An 18,719-nucleotide genomic window follows, 5' to 3' on the forward strand; every position below is an offset into this window, starting at 1 on the left:
TGTTAACCATCTATTAGTGTTCCGGCAGGTTCTTCCTCCCTGTTCTCCGGATCAATGTACTCAATGATAAAGTTGTTTCTGCCTTCTCCGACCATAATGCCCATGTGCTTCATCTGTACCAGTTCCAGCATACTGAGGAACAGGAAAATGGCATGTACCCGGTCTTTACAGTGATCAAATATTTTTTCGAATGACAGGGTACGTTCCGCCCTGGCAAGCTCTTCCATGTACATTCTTGACCCTTCCATGGTATAGTCATACTTGTATACCACGTGCTGAGGTTTATGATCGCGCGCTTTCATGCGCTGCATCACTTTTTCAAAGGTCTGCGCCAGCTTGAACAGGGTAAGGGTCTGTATCTCCGTTCCTTCACTGGTGACCTCCCCGATTTCGGCCAGTTCCTTGGCGATATTGCCCCGCTTGATATGCAGCATGCGCTCGGCTTCCATTTCAGCCAGTTCCGCCGCCGCCTGTTTATAGCGCTTGTATTCCAGGATCTTGTCTATCAGCTCCATCCTTGGGTCAATTTCATTCCCCTGTTCGTCCAGTTCTTTGCGGGGCAACAGCATTTTCGCCTTGATCCGCATGAGGGTTGACACAAAAAGAATGAATTCGCTTGCCAGTTCTATATTCAGCGATTCTATATGATGGATATAGTCAAGGAATTCCTGCGTGATGGTGTTGATCGGAATATTATAGATATCCAGTTCATCGCGTTCAATAAAGAACAACAGGAGGTCGAAAGGACCCTCAAACTGCGGAAGTTTTATCTTATAGGAAACCTGTTCACTCACGTTGATGATGTTTTATGCACAAAGGCGCAAAGCAGCAAAGACCTTTTGTTGCCTTGCGCCTTCGCGCCTTTGCGTAATATCAAAAATAACAAAATTCCGGCTAATCAGAACTTGGCGGCAAAGCCTATCCCCAGCACCTGCTTGACCTGCAATCGGGGCCCCATCACACCGGTCTTCTTATTTTCAAACACTTTTACATTATCGTCATATATCATATCTACATTGAGGGTCGCTGCAATGTACTTGTTCACCTTCAGTTCCAATGCGTTGGTAAAGAATACCACTATATTCTGCGGATTGTTGAGGTAGTTGGAGAACAGGTCCAGCCGGCCTTTGTAGGTAATATTTTTCGCAATGGTTTTGATGTAATTGGCCGACAGGTAAGCGCCGATTTCATACCTGAAGTGTTTGCCGGTATCTACGCCATAAGCGCCATGTGCAGACAAACTATCATCCATCACAAACACAAAGCGGGAAGTGGCAGGGGAGAGGAACAACGAAAACTCAGGTACCGGTTTATAGTCAAAACCCGGAGAAAGCAATACGTATGCAGGCGCAAAGAATTTGGATGACAGCTGCGGCGTGGTGTCTGCAGGGTACAGGTAACCGTTGGTGAACTGTGTCCTGAGGTTGCCCAGCATGCTTACATACCAATGCCTGCCGATATCATATCCGTATTTGGAGGTGAGATCGATACGGTCATCGGCTTTACGGCCACCGAGGCTGGTCGTATTGATATAGCCGTAAGCCAGGTCGGCGACGTTGTCCCACGCGCGGCGGCCTTTCTTGTAAAACGCGTACGCATATACGGTAGACCCCAGCGAGAAGGTGAAATTATCACCACCGGCAGCCCAGTTGGTTAATGATCCCTGGTTGATGTTCACATTCAGATTAAGGCCTTTTTTCCAGATCTTAACCGTGGTGTCACTGTCGTCTTTTTTGATCTTTTTTGCGGTTTCATCCCGTTGGGCCTTTATCCAGTCGTTTTGCGCCTGTACTGCTATAAAACCCAGTAGACAACAGGCAATGGACAAAGCAAATTTTCTCATCAATGATACTTTTTTAGATTAACATATAAGCACAGTACCCGGCCGTTCTCCAGCAGGAGAGCAACTGAATACTGTGCTGTAATATAAAGAGAGCTTATCTTTTTTTCAGTTCATCACGGATTTCCATGAGCAGTTGTTCCTGAGCGGTAGGCCCTGCAGGTGCAGGATCTGTTTTCCTGGTCAGTTTGTTCATAAACTTCACCAGCAGGAAAATACAGAAGGCAATGATCAGGAAATCGATCACGCTCTGGATGAAAGCCCCATAGGCAAATACGTTAGCCCCGGCTGCTTTTGCAGCGGCCAGTGACGGAAAATCAGTCCCCTTGCTGGTGTCCAGGTAGGCAAATTTGTCGGTAAAATTTACGCCCCCGGTCACCACCCCAACTAAAGGCATAATAATATTGTCTACCAGTGATGTAACGATCTTACCGAAGGCAGCACCAATGATCACACCTACGGCCAGATCCATTACATTGCCTTTCATGGCAAATTCTTTAAACTCTTTGATAAACGACATAAAAGCAAGGTTTTAATTTGGTTAAAATATGACGACGAAAATAATGTATAATCACAGAACTGCTTAATTATTAATCTATTATTTCTTCAAACGCGGATATTTCATGTTCAGCGATTTCAGTGTGTCCCTCAGCGTTAGTGCCACAATGTATTCCTTATACCAGTTGTGGTCCGCGGGTACCACGATCCAGGGAATATCACTACAGTATTTAAAAGCGTCTTCATATGCTTCCATGTACTGGTCCCACAATTTGGCCTCGGCCAGGTCATTCTCGTTATATTTCCACATTTTCCGCGGGTCTTCCGTGCGTTCCGTCAGTCGCTGCTGTTGTGCTTCCCTTGACACATGCAGGTAGAACTTCAGGATATGCGTATTGTTATGTACAGTCAGCAATTTCTCAAAATCGTTGATCGCCGTCATCCGCTTACGCGCCGTTTTCTCATCAATCCATTTATGCACCCTTTGGATCAGGATATCTTCATAATGGGAGCGGTTAAACACCTGTATCATTCCTTTTCCCGGTGCCTGTTTGTGCACGCGCCAGAGAAAATCGTGATCAGCTTCCTCTGTGGTAGGCGCTTTAAAGGAATGCACCGTACAGCCTTGCGGGTTAAGGGTGCCGGTCACATTTTTGATGACCCCGTCTTTTCCACTGGCGTCCATGCCCTGGATTACCATTAATACACAGTGTTTGTGCTGGGCGTACAACAGATTTTGCAACTCGTCCAGTTCCTCTAAAATCTCCTGTGTGGCGGCTTTGGTTTTTTCTTTATCCAGTTTTTTGGGTGCGGTGGTACTGATGGCTGACAACTTGATTTTACTCATGGATTTACATTCTTACCAATGAATTTAACAAAATCAGCCCAGAAGTGTTGCATCTCAAACGATTTATATTTTGCGTAATACACTTATATTCTCAATTTTGTATTCTTAAAAAATGCCACTTTGAACCACAAATTTGCCCACTGGGGCGTTTTTCTGTTGCTGTCGCTTACCTGGGGCAGTTCCTTTATATTGATGAAAATCGGCCTGGAATCCTTTACGCCTTATCAGGTAGCCAGTTTGCGGCTGGTAGCGGCAGGCCTGGCGTTATTGCCGTTTCTGCCCAAAGCCATCCGGCAAACGCCGGTCAACAAACTCCCGGTCATTATCCTCTCCGGCATTCTGGGCAACGGTCTTCCCGCTTTCCTTTTCTGTGTGGCTGAAACGGGCATAGACAGCTCACTGGCAGGTATCCTTAATTCACTGACGCCGCTGATGGCCTTGCTGACCGGGTTGATCATCTTCAAAAGCCCTATCAAAAAGGCGCAGCTGCTGGGCGTATGTGTGGGGCTGGTGGGTGTGGTATTGCTTTTCAGCTCCAGGGGGATCAGCACCGGCGGCAACTGGTATTATAGCCTGCTGGTGGTAGCGGCCACTGTCAGCTATGGGACCAATATCAGCCTGGTGCATCATTATCTGAAAGGGTTTGGCTCGCTGCAGCTGGGGTCTATTGCCATGTTTTTCTGCGGCCTGGTGACTTTTCCGGTGTTATGGTTCAGCGACTTTTTTCCGCAGTTTGCTACAGACCATGCGCCATGGCGTTCTTTGTCGGCCGGACTGGTGCTGGGTGTGATGGGCACCGGCGTGGCAGCTGTATTGTTTTACCTGCTGATCCGCCGGGCCGGTTCCATGTTTGCCTCCATGGTCACTTATGCGTTACCGGTAGTAGCGATTGGCTGGGGTGTACTGGCGCATGAAACCGTTACCTGGATACAGGTGTTGTGTATGGGCATCATCCTGCTGGGCGTGTACCTGGTGAACCGGGCTAAAACGGCGTCCTGATAAAAGAACAGCGGAGAGATGCACCTGGTGTATCTCTCCGCTGTTGTTATCTTTTTACAGAAATAATGGTTAGATGGCCATGATTTCTTTTTCTTTCGCTTCGCAGTGTTTATCGATCAACACAATGTGTTTATCGGTCAGGACCTGGATATCGGCTTCCGCATCTTTGGCGGTGTCTTCGCTCAATCCGTCTTTCTGCAGTTTTTTGATGCCTTCGATCGCATCCCGGCGGATGTTCCGGATAGCTACTTTTGCCTGTTCACCTTCATTGTTTACTCTTTTCACGAATTCTCTTCTTCTTTCTTCTGTCAATGGTGGCAGGAAAAGGCGGATGATGATACCATCATTCTGAGGGTTGATGCCGATATTAGCTGCGATAATGGCCCGTTCGATGGGCTGCAGCATATTTTTCTCCCAGGGCTGAACAGTCAGGGTACGAGCGTCAGCGATAGCGACGTTAGCGACCTGGTTAAGCGGAGTAGGAGCACCATAGTAGTCCACGGTAATACCGTCCAGTATCTGGGGATTGGCTTTACCTGCCCTTACTTTAGTGAGTTCCTGTTCCAGGTGCCCGATCGCTTTTTTCATCGAGTCCGCTGCATCATCCTGGATAAGCATTAGATCATCTTGCATAACATAAATAGTTAAGTGCCTGCAAACCTACAGGTTTTCTTTTAATCATCAAAGTAACGGATACAAGAATGGCTAACAGAATGGATATAGCAGTTTTCAGGCTATTTATCCTGTAAGACGCCACCTGTGGTGACACGCAGGATTTTAGGTGCGGTTACATTCTGCGCTGCAGGCTGCGCGATGGTGGTAACCGCCACTTTAACAGCCTGTTTCCGCTTACGGGCCAGGTACAGGACGCCGGTGAAGGTTGTCGCAGCACCTACCACCAGGATAGTCAGTACGGTAGTGCCCAGTCCTTGCAGGAAATAAGCCGCTACGATAAAGGCAGCGTTTACGCTCACAGAAATCAGGGTCGTCTGCCGGTGGTCCAGCTTCAGGTCCAGCAGATAGTGGTGAATATGGTTGCGGTCCGCAGAAAAGGGGGAGCGGCCCTGCAGCATACGTACGGAAAACACCCTCAGGGTATCAAAAAGCGGCACAATCAAAATGGCGATAGCTACTGCAGGAGTGGCGTCGATCGGCATTTTGCCGGCAGGGTTACCGGCCACCTCAATGAACTTCAGCACCAGCACCGCGTTTACCAGGCCAATCAGCAATGAGCCGGTATCGCCCATGAAAATACGGGCAGGGGAAATATTATATATCAGGAAGCTTGCCAGTCCACCGGCGAGGGCAAAGCCCAGCACGGCGTAGGTGAGTTCGCCCACATGCAGGAAATAAGCGCCCAGCACTGCACTTACCAACAAACCGATGCTACCGGCATGACCATCCACCCCGTCAATCAAATTGAACGCATTGATCACAACGATAAAATAGAAGTAGGTCAGCATCAGGCTGATATTGGAAGGCAAAGTGGTAATACCCATAAAACCGTACATACCACCAATCTGCAAATTACCAAGATAGATAATGGCAAAAGAAGCAATGAGCTGGCCAACAAGTTTCTTCAGCGGAGACAAACCGACAATGTCATCTTTCATGCCTACCATGAAGATGATAAAAAAAGCCGCCATCATATACTGAAACGGCGAATTCTGTAATGTCGGAACACATACTGCAGCCGCAATAATGAACCCGGAGAAAAAACCGATCCCTCCAAGCGTTGGTATGCGCTGTTTATGTGCTTTTCTTTCGTCTGGTTCGTCGTACAAATGCTTTAATTCCGCTACCCGGATAAGTATCGGAATAGAAAAATAGGTTACCACAAAACTCAGGACGGTAGCAATTAAAACATTCTCCATTAGTGGGGCTTAAGTTTTGCAAAGATATTTATTTCAATCAAATATGTAAAAGAAACACTGAAAAAATCAGGATTTTTAATACTTTGAGACCGCAAAAACAAACATTCAACGCCACAAAATCTAAGAAATCAATTAGTTTTGCGGCACAAAATCACTCAACTATCATGCCACAGCTTCAGGATATTGCTACCCAGATCAGAAGAGATATTGTACGAATGGTACATGGTGTTCAAAGTGGTCACCCCGGTGGCTCTTTAGGTTGCGCCGATTTCTTTACCGCCTTATATTTCAAGGTTTTAAAGCATCATCCGCAGCCTTTCGACATGGACGGCCGTGACCAGGACCTGTTTTTCCTCTCCAATGGGCACATTTCCCCTGTTTTCTATAGCGCGTTGGCCCGTTCCGGTTATTTCCCGGTAACAGAGCTCGCCACTTTCCGCAAACTGAATTCCCGCCTTCAGGGCCATCCGACCACACACGAACACCTTCCTGGTGTACGCATCGCCTCCGGTTCCCTCGGCCAGGGCATGAGCGTAGCCATTGGTGCGGCGCTAAGCAAAAAGCTGAACAATGATAAAGGCATCGTCTTCTCCCTGCACGGCGACGGCGAACTGGAAGAAGGTCAGATCTGGGAATCCGTACTGTTTGCCCCACATCATAAAGTGGACAACCTGATCATCACAGTAGACCTCAATGGTCAGCAGATCGACGGTACCACCGACGATGTGGCCGGCCTCGGCGATGTAGGCGCTAAATTTGAAACTTTCGGCTGGACCGTACTGCATATGGACGGTAACGATATGGACGAAACCGTTGCCACCCTGGAAAAAGCCAAAAGCCTCACCGGCCAGGGCAAACCTATCGCTATCATCATGAAAACCGTGATGGGACAGGGCGTGGACTTCATGGAAGGACACCACGAATGGCATGGTATCGCCCCGAGCGACGAACAACTGGCCAAAGCACTGGCCCAATTGCCTGAAACACTCGGCGACTATTAATCATTTACAGATTTTTATATTTAGATATTTTTATATTTATCTAAATTGAAAGGATATTAAAAAAGCAGCGGGACTTTTAAGATTAAGTCGCGCTGCTTTTTTATTAAATCAGGTCTAAGACAGATCAGGTGGCTTTGAGAGAGATAGCTTCCACGGCCGCACGGCGGGCAGGGTACCAGCTGGCAGCCAGTCCTATGACCACAATAGTTACCAGCACCAGCCCGAAATCGGCCAGGTGCATACTCACCGGGTAAGCGTCTACGAGGAAAGAAGTGCCTTCCAGCTTGATAATGCCGAAATACTGCTGCAGCAGACAGAAACCGCCGCCCAGCACGAATCCCAGCAAAGTGCCGATACCGGCAATAATTAACCCCTCCGTCAAAAATATTCTCATTATCAATGACTTACGGGCACCCATCGCTTTCAGGATGGTAATATCTTTTTCCTTTTCAATCACCAGCATATACAACGAACCTATCATGTTAAAAGCGGCGATGATCATGATGAAACTCAGGATCACATACACGGCCCATTTTTCCGTTTGCATGATCGCATATAAAGACTGGTTCTGTTCATACCGGGTCTGCACCTTGTAAGTCGCCCCCAGTTGCCGTTGCAGCCGGTTTTTCAGCTCGTTCTGGTTTACCCCCGGCGCTGCTGCCACCTCCAGGGCCGACATCTCGTTGGGCCCCAGCTCCAGCAATCGCCGCAGGAAATCAATATGGGTAATCACATATTTGCTGTTGAACTCCTGCTGAATGGCAAAAGTGCCGGCAGGATAGAGGACACCATTGTTCAATGCATCTTCCGGTGTCACAAAAGCGTTCACGCTCCTGCGGGGCACGTATACGGTCACAGGCACCAGGCTATGTACCACATCCACGCCCAATGCACCTTCCAGTTCCAGGCCCAGCACGGCGCGGTAAGCTACGTCGTCGCCTATATCAAAACGTCCGCGGACAATATTGCTTTTGACGTCCGTGACCCGGTTGTAACTGCTGTCCACACCTTTCAGCACCGCGATGGTGGGTTCGTCGCCGTAGCGAAGTACGGCTTTCTCCTCCACCACTTCGGAATAAGCGGCTACACCAGGCGTACGCCTGATCGCCTCCAGCTGTTCCGGTGTAAGCAGCAATGTTTTTCCACTGGCCGGCGCAATCCTGATAGCCGGATAAAAAGAGGAATACAGGGATTTTACCAGGCCTTCAAAGCCGTTGAACACACTCAGTATAACAATCAGCGCTCCGGTACCGATCGCAATGGCAGCCACACTTACCCAGGCAATGATGTTGATCGCATTAGTGGATTTTTTAGCCCTGAAGTAACGGGAAGCAAACTGCCAAACCATAGCTGATTATTGGTTATCGCCTTTAATATGAGAATCGTCTTCTTTTATTTTCTTGAAAAGCTCTTCCATTTTAAACACATAATCCAGGGTATCATCGAGGAAGAAAGCCAACTCCGGCATCCGGCGCAATTGCTTGCCCACCCGCAATCCAAGGGCTTTTTTAATTTCTCCCATTCTGTCCTTGATACGCTCCAGCATCTCGTTGGGAGATTTTATCTGAAACATGCTCAGATATACCTTCGCTTCCAGCAGGTCAGGCGTCATTTTAACAGCAGCAATGGAAATCATGCCTCCTTCCACTACATTGAACCCCATCCGCTGAAACACATTGCTCAGCTCCTCCTGTATTAATTGTCCTATTTGCTTTTGCCTTTTAGTTTCCTGCATTGCATTCAATTTTAATCGTTAACAAAACAGCTCATATGCACAATAATAATATATTTATGATATATTGCTGTCAACAGGGCACAGCCGCGAACAGCCCTGTCATACGCGAAATTAACCATTTCCCGGAAAGATTGGGCCTATTTGCGGGCAGGGGGTCACTTAATTGTGCTATTTTTGTCTGCTAATAAAACGTCAAGCATCAGGAATGAAGACTTTCAGGCGATTACTGGGATATGCCACCCCGCTGCATCATTATGTTCCGGAATATATTATATATACCCTTGTTGGTATCATTTTCGGTATGGTCAATTTTGCCATGCTGATTCCGTTGCTGAATGTGATCTTTGATCAGGTATCAGCCACGCCGGAAATGCTTGCCCGCCCTTCGTTTTCTTTTACCATCACCTACTTCATCGATCTCTTTAACTACTACTTTAACTACTTCATCCGCAGCAGCGGCTCCAAAGAAAGCGCCCTGTACTTTGTATGTGCAGTGATCGGCGTTTGTATCACCATCGCCAACCTGGGCCGCTACATGAGCGCCCGCGTGGTAACACGAATGAAGATGACCATGCTTTCCCGCTTACGGACCAATCTGTATAAAAAATACACGGAACAGTCACTGGGCTATTACAGCGAAAAACAGAAAGGCGACCTGCTGTCAGTGATGACCAACGACGTGCAGGAAATTGAAGGCTCCGTAGTAAATGCCATACAGATTCTGCTGCGCGATCCGTTCATCATCATCGGTTATTTTGCAGCGCTCTTTTACCTGTCTGTCAAACTCACCATTTTTACCATCGTATTCTTCCCGATATCCGGCGCGTTGATTTCCTATATCTCCAAAAAGCTGAAACAAAAAGGATGGTTCAGCCAGGAGCTGCTGGGTAAAATACTGAACGTGACAGAAGAAACACTGGGTGGTATCCGCATCATACAATCCTTTACAGCGGCGCCTTTTATGCAGAAAAAATTCGGCGATGTCAACCATCGTTTTGTGAGTGTCAGCAAATCCATGTTCAATCAGCGTGAGCTGGCTTCCCCCGTATCTGAAATACTCGGCGTGGTGGTAGTGATCGTGCTGGTGATCTACGGAGGCACGCTGGTACTGCACGGCAGCGACCTGCTGACGGGCGCCACGTTCATGACCTATCTGGTGTTCTATTCCCAGATCATGCAACCGGCAAAAAATATCTCCACTGCTATCACCACTATGCAACGCGGTATGGTAGCAAGCGAACGCATCTTCAACATATTGGATGCGCCGGTGGCCGTTCAGGAAAAAGACAATGCGCAAGCCATCAGCACGTTTGAAGACAGGATTGAATACAACAATGTTTCTTTCAGATACGATCAGCAATATGTGTTGAAAGATATCAACCTGACCATTCGCAAAGGACAGATGATTGCGCTGGTAGGCCGCAGCGGCGCGGGTAAATCCACCATGGCAGATATCCTGCCGCGCTTTTACGATGTTAACGAAGGATCACTTCGTATAGACGGCACCGATATACGCGATCTGCGGCTAAATGATCTTCGTTCTCTCGTTGGCGTGGTATCACAGGAAGCAGTACTGTTCAATGATACCGTGTTCAACAACATTGCTTTCGGTCACCCGGAAGCGGACCGAGAAGCAGTCATCCGCGCGGCGAAGATTGCTAATGCACATGAGTTCATCGAACAGCTCGAAAACGGATATGATACTTCTATTGGTGACCGTGGCCTTAAACTCAGCGGGGGACAGCGTCAGCGCCTTACCATCGCCAGGGCGATCTTTAAAAATCCACCGATCCTGATTTTGGATGAAGCGACTTCCGCACTCGATACAGAGTCCGAAAAACTGGTACAGGCGGCGCTCGACAAACTCATGCAAAACCGCACCACTATTGTAATTGCACACCGGCTGAGCACCATACAACATGCGCATGAAATCGTGGTCATGGACCAGGGTGCAATCAAAGAACGCGGCACGCACGATGACCTGCTTTCCCGCGAAGGCATCTACCATAAACTGGTGGAGATGCAGGAGTTCAAATAATTTTCATTTACGGATTTTTTGATTTGCGGATTTTTGATTTTGTGAATTTAGTACAGCGTTGTCAGCTTGCCGGATTCAAAAAACAATATCCTACATCAGAAAATCCGTAAATCAAAAAATCCCAAAATCATTATCTGGCCTGCATCTCCTCGCTTTTCTGGTACTATTTTTGTTATACCGATCAGATAATGCCAACCAGCTCTTTGCAGCATGTTTATTTCTTTAACCTTTTAACATAGCGAACTCCTATGATTTCTATCGTAATTCCTGTATTAAACGAAGGGGCTACCATACGCCAGGTAATAAAGACCATAAAGAAGACCACACGCAAAATTGAGATCATTGTGGTAGATGATAATTCCACAGACAACACTGTGGAAGAGGCCATGAAGGAACAGGTGAGGGTAATTACCAGCAGTCAGCGCGGGAAAGGTATTTCCATGCGGGAAGGTATGATGGCCGCCAAACATGAAATCATCGCATATGTTGATGGTGATATTCTTACTTATCCTGATAACATTGTAGACTTATTAACAGATCCTATCGAGCGCGGCGAAGCAGACTTCGTCAAATCCTACTTTGAAAGGCAGGCAGGCAGGGTCACACAGTTAGTGGCCAAGCCGCTGCTGAGTATTCTGTATCCCGACCTGGCCCATTTTCAGCAGCCGCTGAGCGGTATGATCGCAGGACGCAAGTCGATGTTGTCCCGGGTACAATTTGAAAACGATTACGGTGTGGATATCGGGCTACTGATAGACATGCACCAGTTGGGCGCCCGTATTGTGGAATCCAATATCGGCAAGGTGGAGAACGCGATGCAGACATGGGAACAGTTGAGCAAAATGTCGCGTGAAGTATCAAGAACTATTTTACGGAAAGCGGAAAACATTCCGCAGGAAAACCTGGAAACACTGGGAAACATCAACCTGATCAGGGAGCAGATGGAGTACTCTATTCTGGAATCTATTGACAAGTTGCAGAAGATGGTGATCTTCAACCTGGACCATGCTGTGTTCACGCAGAACTATCTGCAGTGGGCGGCCATAGCGTTTGACCAGGAAGAGGAGCTGCAGCAGATCATGGCAACGGAAACCGACGCACTTACCCGTCTCCAGCAGACCGCAGCGCTTTTTAAAGGCCGTAACATCGCAGAACTACTGGAAGTGGCAGACGCCATTCCGCTGATACCGGGTATCCGTGAAGTAGTGCAGGAGCTGAAGAAGAGGGGATATGCCTGTGGCCTGATCACCGATGGTTTCGGGATGGTGGCACGGCATATCAAAAATCAGCTGGGGATGGACTTTGTATTGGCCAACAAACTTCATTTAGTCAACAGCGTAGCCACCGGTGAATTAACGGTGCCTGATTATTTTCTGAGGAACGGTGAGTATTGCAGAAATGCTGTGTTGCCGTATGTGGCGGAGCAGTATAACATTCACACGCAGAATATAATTTATGTGGGAGATGGTAAGCAGGACACCCAACTGTTGACCGAAGCAGGCATTGGTGTTGCATTTTGTCCACAGTATCAACGGGCATATGTAGAAAAGGTTGCCGATAAGATTATTACAGGTTTGTCGTTGGCGCCGCTGCTGGACATTGCACCGGCGAGTCCATCCAAGAAATTCAGGTTGCCGGCCATCAGTAAAAAGCAGGTGCGCAACATTGGTATCGGCAGCCTGGTGGGGTTAGCGGGAGCGGGGTTGGTGTATTTAGCGATGCGGCAGCTGAGCAAAAAGAAGCAGGCAGACTGTTAGAGGATGACAGTGACCTATAAACGAAAAACGGGATTTGATGATTCAAATCCCGTTTTTCGTTTATAGTATAGCATTTTTTATTTGCTCTTGGCCAGCTTGGCTTCAATGCTCAGGGTGGCGTGCGGCACAGCGCGGAGGCGTGCTTTGTCTATCAGCTTGCCGGTTACGCGGCAGATGCCGTAGGTTTTATTTTCGATGCGCATCATGGCTTTTTCCAGGTGGTCGATGAACTGGATCTGGCGGCTGGCCATCTGGTTCAGCTGTTCCCTTTCCTGGGAGCCGCTGCCATCTTCCATGCTCATGTATTTGTTTTCAGTATCATCTGTACCTGCTTCATCTTTGCGGGTAATGAGGCCTTGCAGATAAACCAGTTCTTTTTTGGCGAACTCCAGTTTTTTCTGGATCAGTTCCCGGAATTCCTGCAGGTCTGCATCACTATATCGGTAAAGGGGGCCGGAAGTTTGTTCAGGTTGATCGAGCACTGATTTGGTAAATTCAGGCTGATAAGCAACCTGTGAAGCCTTTCCACCTTTTTTCTCTGCTTTTTCGGCTTTTTCAGCTTTTTCCGGTTTTTCTGTTTTCTCGGTTTTCTCGGTTTTCTCGGATTTCGCTGATTTCTCGGCCTTTACGGCAGGTTTCTCGGCTGCTTTTTTAGTGGATTCTTTCACCTTAGCAACTTGTTCCTTTGTATCTGCTTTCTTTACTGCCATTGTTTTAAGTTCTTTTTCTTCTGACTTAGAAATTAATGGTTTTTCTTTTTCAGCGGCAACACTTTTAGTGACCACTTGCTGCTTTACAGCAGGCTCTTTTTTGACGGTCTTCTTTGCAGGTACAGCAACTTTCGGGACGGACGATGTTTTACTGTTTTTTGCGGCTGGAGCCTTTTTAATTACGTTTTTGGGAGTAGCGGCGGTTTTCTTCGCTGCAACTTTGGCTACGACGGCTTTTTTTGCTGCGGGTTTGGCGGGCTTGGCTGCTGCTTTTTTGGCGGCGGCCACTTTTTTAGGAGCGGCAGACGCAGCCTTTTTCGCTGGAGCAGGTTTGGCGGCCTTTTTCGCAGGTGCAGCCTTTTTTGGTGCAGCTTTCTTCACCTGAGCTACCTTTTGGGTCGATTTACTAGCAACCTTCTTTTTTGTTGCCATGGGGGATTAGCTTTTTTTGTTAACTAATACATTAAATTTAAGGTCATTCACCTCTATTTCTGTTCCGCCCTGTAATTGCTCCACTAAATCCAAGCTATCTGCCAAAATTTCCGTGCAAATATAGTCATTATAGTTTATAATCGCCGATTTCAGCGTATCTACGGTCTCTACCGTCACGTTAATTCTGTCAGTCAGTTCGAAGCCGCTGTCCTTCCGGATTTTCTGTATACGGTTCACCAGTTCGCGTGCATTTCCTTCGTCCTGCAACTGGTCCGTAATGGTAATATCTAGCGCTACCGTTAAAGCGCCTTTATTCGCGACTGTCCATCCAGGAATATCTTCGGAAATTATTTCAACATCAGAGAGTTGTATCTGCAATTGCTCGCCATCGACAGCCAGGTTGAAATGGCCGTCACGCTCGATAGCTGCGATGTCTGTATCCGTAAATGCACTAATGGCCGCGGCTACAGCTTTCATCTTCGCGCCCATTTTGCTACCGAGCGATTTAAAGTTCGGTTTAATCTTTTTCTTGATAAAACCGCCTGTTTCGGTAAGATAATCAATCCCTTTGACATTTACCTCACTTTTTATCAGATCCTCCACTTTTTCCACCTGCTCTTTCATGTGGCTGCCGGAAACAGGGATCAGTATCTTCTGCAGGGGCTGCCTCACCTTGATGTTCACCTTCTTACGCAAGGATAATACCAGTGAGGAAATATCCTGGGCCAGTTGCATTCTTTCTTCCAGATCGATGTCGATCGCGGCCCCATCAGCCACCGGAAAGTCAGTGTGGTGGATGGATTGCACATTGAAGCGTCCGCTAACCCGATTGAGGTTGTTAAACATCCAGTCTGTGAAGAATGGGGAAACCGGGGCCATCAATTGTGTAATTTTTTCCAAACATTCGTACAGTGTCTGGTAAGCACTGATTTTGTCATGGCCATAATCACCCTTCCAGAACCGGCGGCGGCATAACCGTACGTACCAGTTGCTCAGGTGTTCATCCACAAAGTTTTCAATGGCCCTGCCCGCCTGAGTAGGCTCATAATCATCAAAATAGGCGGTCACGTCCCGCACCAGGGAGTTCAGCACAGAAATGATCCAGCGGTCGATTTCCGGACGCTCCTGCAGGGGAATATAGGCTTCGCTGTATGTAAACTTATCCAGATTGGCATACATCGCGAAGAAGTTGTAAGTATTGTACAGCGTACCGAAGAGCTTGCGTTGCGCCTCGCCGATACCTTTTACGTCAAATTTGAGGCTGTCCCAGGGGGAAGCGTTAGTGATCAGGTACCAGCGGGTGGCATCTGCACCATATTGTTCGATGGTTTCGAACGGATTTACCACGTTGCCCAGGCGCTTACTCATCTTTTGTCCGTTCTTATCCAGCACCAAACCATTGGAAACCACTGTTTTATATGCTACGTTATCGAACAACATCACGCCGAGCGCATGCAGGGTGTAGAACCAGCCACGGGTCTGGTCCACGCCTTCCGCAATGAAATCGGCCGGAAATGCTTCGCCTTTGTCCAGCAACTCCTTGTTTTCAAACGGATAATGCCACTGTGCATAAGGCATAGCGCCACTATCGAACCACACATCTATCAAGTCTGGTTCGCGGCGCATCGGCTTGCCGGAAGGGCTTACCAGCACGATATCATCTACATAGGGTTTATGCAGGTCGAGGATGCCCTCATGCAGGTAAGACTTGTTCACGTCGCCGCCCAGCACTTCATTGGCCTTACGGATTTCGGCGTTCAGTTCGTCGATACCACCAATGCATATTTCTTCACTGCCATCTTCTGTACGCCAGATAGGTAAAGGCGTACCCCAGTAGCGGCTGCGGCTCAGGTTCCAGTCCACCATGTTTTCCAGCCAGTTACCGAAACGGCCGGTACCGGTGAAGGCTGGTTTCCAGTTGATGGTCTTGTTTAACTCCACCATCCGGTCTTTCAGCGCGGTGGTTTTAATGAACCAGGCGTCCAGCGGGTAATACAATACCGGCTTGTCTGTACGCCAGCAGTGAGGATAAGTGTGTTCGTATTTTTCTACTTTAAAGGCCCGGTTCTCTTTCTTCAGCTTCACAGCAATGTCGACATCCACATCTTTGTAATCCGGATCATCTTTGTAATTTTTCACATATCTTCCGGAAAACTCGCCTACGTTGTCAGTGAACTTCCCTTCACGGTCTACCAACGTCAGGATACCGATGCCGTATTTTTTACCGACACGGTTGTCATCCGCACCGAAAGCGGGCGCGGTATGTACGATACCGGTACCGTCTTCTGTGGTCACAAAGTCGCCGACGATCACACGGAAAGGATCACCCTCCTCCGGCTGTGCATAGGGCAGCAGTTGTTCGTAACGGATATTTTCCAGCTGGCTGCCTTTGAAGCTGGCCAGTATTTTCCACGGAATTACTTTATCACCTTCCTTGTAAGCCGCGAAGTCGGCATTTTCGCCTTCTGCTTTGAAGTACTTGCCCAACAGGTCTTTTGCCATTATCACATTCACCGGCAGGTGAGTGTACTGGTTGAAGGTGCTCACCAGCACATATTGGATATTGGCGCCTACAGTAAGGCCAAGGTTGGAAGGTAGCGTCCAGGGAGTAGTGGTCCAGGCCAGGAAAAAGACCTCTTCAGATCCGGCGGCATCAAACAGGAATTTGGAGTTTTCCGCGTTTTTCGCCTTGAACATGGCCACCACCGTGGTGTCCTTTACATCTTTATAAGTGCCGGGCTGGTTCAGTTCATGAGAGCTGAGACCGGTACCCGCTGCCGGAGAGTACGGCTGGATACTCACGCTTTTATATAACAGGCCTTTTTTGTACAAGGTCTGTAAGCTCCACCAGAGAGATTCAATGTATTTATTGTCAAATGTGATGTAAGGATCTTTCAGATCTACCCAATAGCCCATTTTCTGAGTGAGGTCATCCCATTTGTCTTTATATTTCAGAACTTCTTTACGGCAGGTCTCGTTATAATCCGCGACAGAGATTTTTTTACCGATATCTTCTTTGGTGATCCCCAGGGTCTTTTCCACGCCCAGTTCTACCGGCAGGCCGTGGGTATCCCATCCGCCTTTGCGTTTCACCTGAAAACCCTTCATGGTTTTGTAACGGCACACCAGGTCTTTCAGGGTACGCGAAATCACGTGGTGAATACCGGGTAAACCATTGGCGCTGGGAGGACCTTCATAAAATACGAACGGCGTTGCGCCATCCCGTACTTCCACGCTTTTTTCAAAAGCCTGCTGAAGCTCCCATTGCTGAAGTATATCTTTCTCTATCTGAGGTAAATTCAGTTGATTATATTCCTGATATTTGCTGGACATAAAACAATTCCCCGCCCTTTGATGTTATTTAGACAATAATTGATTAAAATTGTGCGAAGTTAAGAAAATACGACGGCACCTAAAGGGGCAACTTTCCCAAAAACAGTGGTTTTGAATTTTTTTTCATATTTTTTTTAGTAATTTACAATAAAGAGTATTTATTTTACGTTTTTGGCATTGTTTTAGCTCTTTGCCAGGAAGAATTGAAAAAACCTAAGTCAGTAATTTTAACCCAACGCGGATAAACCATATCTTGATTTATGAAAAAGTTGACGTTAATTTTTTGTGCAGTATTGATCACTTCCGGCATAACTTTTGCACAGCAGAAAAAATCAGTTAAAAAAACAAAAACAGTTGCGAAAAAGGTGGAAGCACCTGCAGCCGTTAAAAGTTCTTTTGATCAAACTTTTGCCGGAACTACAGACGCCAAGTGGAAGAAGACAAGTGCAGGCCACTGGAGCGTAAGTTTCCATAAAGACAACATTCAAACAATAGCTGAGTATGACGCGGACGGCAAATGGATTGCCACCAGAAGCGCTTACGACGCACAAACCTTGCCGGAAACAGTGGCTGGTACACTGAAAGCAAAATATCCGGCAGCCACCATAAAAGATGGCTGGAAAATTGAGAGAGCAGATGTAGCTGCTTACTACAAAGTAAACATTCAGGACAATGGTGCAGACAAAGCAGTGCTGTTGAACGATGCAGGCACCGTCACTGAATAATTAAATTCGTATTTCATAGGTATAGGGATAAATAGGACAGACCCTGCTCTTTTGGGCGGGGTTTTTTCATTGCTGTCACCGGCAAAGCGGCGCATGGATACCCGCCCCCCAGCGCCTCTCAGGGAAAGGCCCCATCTCCGGTACCAGCGTCCCGCCATCCACCAGCTACTGATGCGTGAAAAAAGGCGAATACAATACCTCCTCATTCAGCCACGCCCGCCGGATATACTGATTCACCACCGAACAGTGCCACGCAATCACTGTAAACTGCTTACCCCGGGGTAACCGGACCGTGGCTTTACTAAACACCGGACTGCCGATAGCATAAACAGGCACACCCGGCGTGACAGGATAAAACCCCAACGACGAAAACACCACAAACGCACTCATCCCACCTCCGTCTTCATCTCCAGGCATACCAAACACATTGTCCTTAAACCATAAGTCCAGCAACATGCGCACCCGCCGCTGTGTTTTCCACGCAGCTCCCACATAATTGTACAAATAGGGAATGCGAAATCCCGGCTCATTGCCCATCGAAAACTGCCCCACCAGGCCGGTAGCATCCGGGAAACGATGCCAGAAATCATACCGCGGCGTGGCCGGTATTGTATGAAAAAGCTCGTCCAAACGCTGTTCGAAAACTCTTTCACCGCCCATCAGCCGGACCAGCGCCGGGATATTGTGCTGTACCGCCCAGAGATAAGTCCAGCCATTGTTCTCGTCGCAATACTCACGCCCCCCGAACCACCATCCCATGCAGGATCAATCGTGATCCATCTGCCGGCGCTGTCTTTCGGCAGAAAAAAAAGAATACTGTCATGCCACAGCTGCCGGAAATTTTCTGCGCGGGCCGCAAACAACCGCTGGTCGTCATACCGATGCAGACCCGCCGCCAGGCATCCAGGAAAACAATAGTGCTGTGAAAAC

At 47.8% G+C, this 18,719-nt stretch carries 16 protein-coding genes and 1 pseudogene; 5 read left to right on the forward strand and 12 right to left on the reverse strand.

Features of this window, described 5'->3' with window-relative positions; genetic code table 11:
• Positions 1–2: 2 nt before the first annotated feature.
• The 4 genes from B5D63_RS13445 to B5D63_RS13460 all read right to left on the reverse strand — a co-directional run bounded on the left by B5D63_RS13445 (position 3) and on the right by B5D63_RS13460 (position 3,185).
• Complete coding sequence (locus B5D63_RS13445; protein ID WP_078669301.1) at positions 3–794, reverse strand: segregation and condensation protein A; 792 nt, start codon at positions 792–794, stop codon at positions 3–5.
• A gap of 104 nt (positions 795–898) precedes the next feature.
• A complete protein-coding gene (locus B5D63_RS13450; protein WP_078669302.1) occupies positions 899–1,843 on the reverse strand; it encodes a DUF3078 domain-containing protein in 945 nt (314 codons plus the stop codon).
• A gap of 94 nt (positions 1,844–1,937) precedes the next feature.
• The gene (mscL, locus tag B5D63_RS13455) at positions 1,938–2,360 is read right to left on the reverse strand and encodes a large conductance mechanosensitive channel protein MscL (protein WP_078669303.1); all 423 of its coding nucleotides are present in this window, start codon (positions 2,358–2,360) and stop codon (positions 1,938–1,940) included.
• A 78-nt stretch (positions 2,361–2,438) separates the two neighbouring features.
• Positions 2,439–3,185 carry a PPK2 family polyphosphate kinase gene (locus B5D63_RS13460; protein ID WP_078669304.1) on the reverse strand — a complete coding sequence of 249 codons (747 nt, stop codon included), beginning with the start codon at positions 3,183–3,185 and terminating at the stop codon, positions 2,439–2,441.
• A gap of 120 nt (positions 3,186–3,305) precedes the next feature.
• Here B5D63_RS13460 and B5D63_RS13465 point away from each other — a divergent pair, with 120 nt between their 5' ends.
• Positions 3,306–4,184, forward strand: coding sequence for a DMT family transporter (locus B5D63_RS13465; RefSeq protein WP_078669305.1), 879 nt, complete (start codon positions 3,306–3,308; stop codon positions 4,182–4,184).
• Between the two features lie 69 nt (positions 4,185–4,253).
• Here the strand turns inward: B5D63_RS13465 and frr are convergent, their stop codons facing one another.
• Complete coding sequence (frr, locus tag B5D63_RS13470; protein WP_078669306.1) at positions 4,254–4,817, reverse strand: ribosome recycling factor; 564 nt, start codon at positions 4,815–4,817, stop codon at positions 4,254–4,256.
• Positions 4,818–4,918: 101 nt separating this feature from the next.
• Positions 4,919–6,058 carry a glycosyltransferase family 4 protein gene (locus tag B5D63_RS13475; RefSeq protein WP_078669307.1) on the reverse strand — a complete coding sequence of 380 codons (1,140 nt, stop codon included), beginning with the start codon at positions 6,056–6,058 and terminating at the stop codon, positions 4,919–4,921.
• A 164-nt stretch (positions 6,059–6,222) separates the two neighbouring features.
• On the opposite strand from B5D63_RS13475, the gene B5D63_RS13480 reads away from it, so the two are divergent.
• The gene (locus B5D63_RS13480; RefSeq protein WP_078669308.1) at positions 6,223–7,059 is read left to right on the forward strand and encodes a transketolase; all 837 of its coding nucleotides are present in this window, start codon (positions 6,223–6,225) and stop codon (positions 7,057–7,059) included.
• Positions 7,060–7,183: 124 nt separating this feature from the next.
• On the opposite strand, the gene B5D63_RS13485 is transcribed toward B5D63_RS13480, so the two are convergent.
• Both B5D63_RS13485 and rbfA read right to left on the reverse strand, forming a co-directional pair.
• The gene (locus B5D63_RS13485) at positions 7,184–8,407 is read right to left on the reverse strand and encodes an ABC transporter permease (protein ID WP_078669309.1); all 1,224 of its coding nucleotides are present in this window, start codon (positions 8,405–8,407) and stop codon (positions 7,184–7,186) included.
• Between the two features lie 6 nt (positions 8,408–8,413).
• Positions 8,414–8,794, reverse strand: a complete 381-nt coding sequence (gene rbfA, locus B5D63_RS13490) for a 30S ribosome-binding factor RbfA (protein WP_078669310.1) — start codon at positions 8,792–8,794, stop codon at positions 8,414–8,416.
• A gap of 205 nt (positions 8,795–8,999) precedes the next feature.
• Between rbfA and B5D63_RS13495 the strand changes: the two genes are divergently transcribed.
• Complete coding sequence (locus B5D63_RS13495; protein WP_078669311.1) at positions 9,000–10,832, forward strand: ABC transporter ATP-binding protein; 1,833 nt, start codon at positions 9,000–9,002, stop codon at positions 10,830–10,832.
• A gap of 248 nt (positions 10,833–11,080) precedes the next feature.
• On the forward strand, positions 11,081–12,589 hold the full coding sequence (locus B5D63_RS13500) for a glycosyltransferase (protein ID WP_078669312.1): 1,509 nt from the start codon (positions 11,081–11,083) through the stop codon (positions 12,587–12,589).
• Positions 12,590–12,666: 77 nt separating this feature from the next.
• On the opposite strand, the gene B5D63_RS34655 is transcribed toward B5D63_RS13500, so the two are convergent.
• Together B5D63_RS34655 and ileS are read right to left on the reverse strand one after the other, a co-directional pair.
• The gene (locus tag B5D63_RS34655) at positions 12,667–13,731 is read right to left on the reverse strand and encodes a TraR/DksA C4-type zinc finger protein (RefSeq protein WP_143312898.1); all 1,065 of its coding nucleotides are present in this window, start codon (positions 13,729–13,731) and stop codon (positions 12,667–12,669) included.
• 6 nt (positions 13,732–13,737) lie between these two features.
• Positions 13,738–17,064 carry an isoleucine--tRNA ligase gene (gene ileS / locus B5D63_RS13515; protein ID WP_078669314.1) on the reverse strand — a complete coding sequence of 1,109 codons (3,327 nt, stop codon included), beginning with the start codon at positions 17,062–17,064 and terminating at the stop codon, positions 13,738–13,740.
• A gap of 260 nt (positions 17,065–17,324) precedes the next feature.
• Between ileS and B5D63_RS13520 the strand changes: the two genes are divergently transcribed.
• Positions 17,325–17,789 (forward strand): PepSY-like domain-containing protein, encoded by a 465-nt coding sequence (locus tag B5D63_RS13520; RefSeq protein WP_078669315.1) that lies wholly within the window; start codon positions 17,325–17,327, stop codon positions 17,787–17,789.
• A 165-nt stretch (positions 17,790–17,954) separates the two neighbouring features.
• Here B5D63_RS13520 and B5D63_RS13525 read toward each other — a convergent pair whose 3' ends face one another.
• Both B5D63_RS13525 and B5D63_RS35755 read right to left on the reverse strand, forming a co-directional pair.
• Complete coding sequence (locus B5D63_RS13525; RefSeq protein ID WP_078669316.1) at positions 17,955–18,548, reverse strand: glycoside hydrolase domain-containing protein; 594 nt, start codon at positions 18,546–18,548, stop codon at positions 17,955–17,957.
• A 56-nt stretch (positions 18,549–18,604) separates the two neighbouring features.
• Positions 18,605–18,652: pseudogene (locus B5D63_RS35755) on the reverse strand (hypothetical protein); the annotation flags it as partial.
• Between the last annotated feature and the right edge of the window lie 67 nt (positions 18,653–18,719).

It is taken from the genome of Chitinophaga eiseniae (genome assembly GCF_900167135.1).
Lineage (GTDB): Bacteria > Bacteroidota > Bacteroidia > Chitinophagales > Chitinophagaceae > Chitinophaga > Chitinophaga eiseniae.

What these genes read in the sequence shown, in the direction of transcription:
- B5D63_RS13450 (WP_078669302.1), bottom strand. Translation starts at nt 1,843, where the DNA reads ATGAGAAAATTTGCTTTGTCCATTGCCTGTTGTCTACTGGGTTTTATA.
- mscL (WP_078669303.1), bottom strand. Translation starts at nt 2,360, where the DNA reads ATGTCGTTTATCAAAGAGTTTAAAGAATTTGCCATGAAAGGCAATGTA.
- B5D63_RS13460 (WP_078669304.1), bottom strand. Translation starts at nt 3,185, where the DNA reads ATGAGTAAAATCAAGTTGTCAGCCATCAGTACCACCGCACCCAAAAAA.
- frr (WP_078669306.1), bottom strand. Translation starts at nt 4,817, where the DNA reads ATGCAAGATGATCTAATGCTTATCCAGGATGATGCAGCGGACTCGATG.
- B5D63_RS13475 (WP_078669307.1), bottom strand. Translation starts at nt 6,058, where the DNA reads ATGGAGAATGTTTTAATTGCTACCGTCCTGAGTTTTGTGGTAACCTAT.
- B5D63_RS13480 (WP_078669308.1), top strand. Translation starts at nt 6,223, where the DNA reads ATGCCACAGCTTCAGGATATTGCTACCCAGATCAGAAGAGATATTGTA.
- B5D63_RS13485 (WP_078669309.1), bottom strand. Translation starts at nt 8,407, where the DNA reads ATGGTTTGGCAGTTTGCTTCCCGTTACTTCAGGGCTAAAAAATCCACT.
- rbfA (WP_078669310.1), bottom strand. Translation starts at nt 8,794, where the DNA reads ATGCAGGAAACTAAAAGGCAAAAGCAAATAGGACAATTAATACAGGAG.
- B5D63_RS13495 (WP_078669311.1), top strand. Translation starts at nt 9,000, where the DNA reads ATGAAGACTTTCAGGCGATTACTGGGATATGCCACCCCGCTGCATCAT.
- B5D63_RS13500 (WP_078669312.1), top strand. Translation starts at nt 11,081, where the DNA reads ATGATTTCTATCGTAATTCCTGTATTAAACGAAGGGGCTACCATACGC.
- B5D63_RS34655 (WP_143312898.1), bottom strand. Translation starts at nt 13,731, where the DNA reads ATGGCAACAAAAAAGAAGGTTGCTAGTAAATCGACCCAAAAGGTAGCT.
- ileS (WP_078669314.1), bottom strand. Translation starts at nt 17,064, where the DNA reads ATGTCCAGCAAATATCAGGAATATAATCAACTGAATTTACCTCAGATA.
- B5D63_RS13520 (WP_078669315.1), top strand. Translation starts at nt 17,325, where the DNA reads ATGAAAAAGTTGACGTTAATTTTTTGTGCAGTATTGATCACTTCCGGC.
- B5D63_RS13525 (WP_078669316.1), bottom strand. Translation starts at nt 18,548, where the DNA reads ATGGGATGGTGGTTCGGGGGGCGTGAGTATTGCGACGAGAACAATGGC.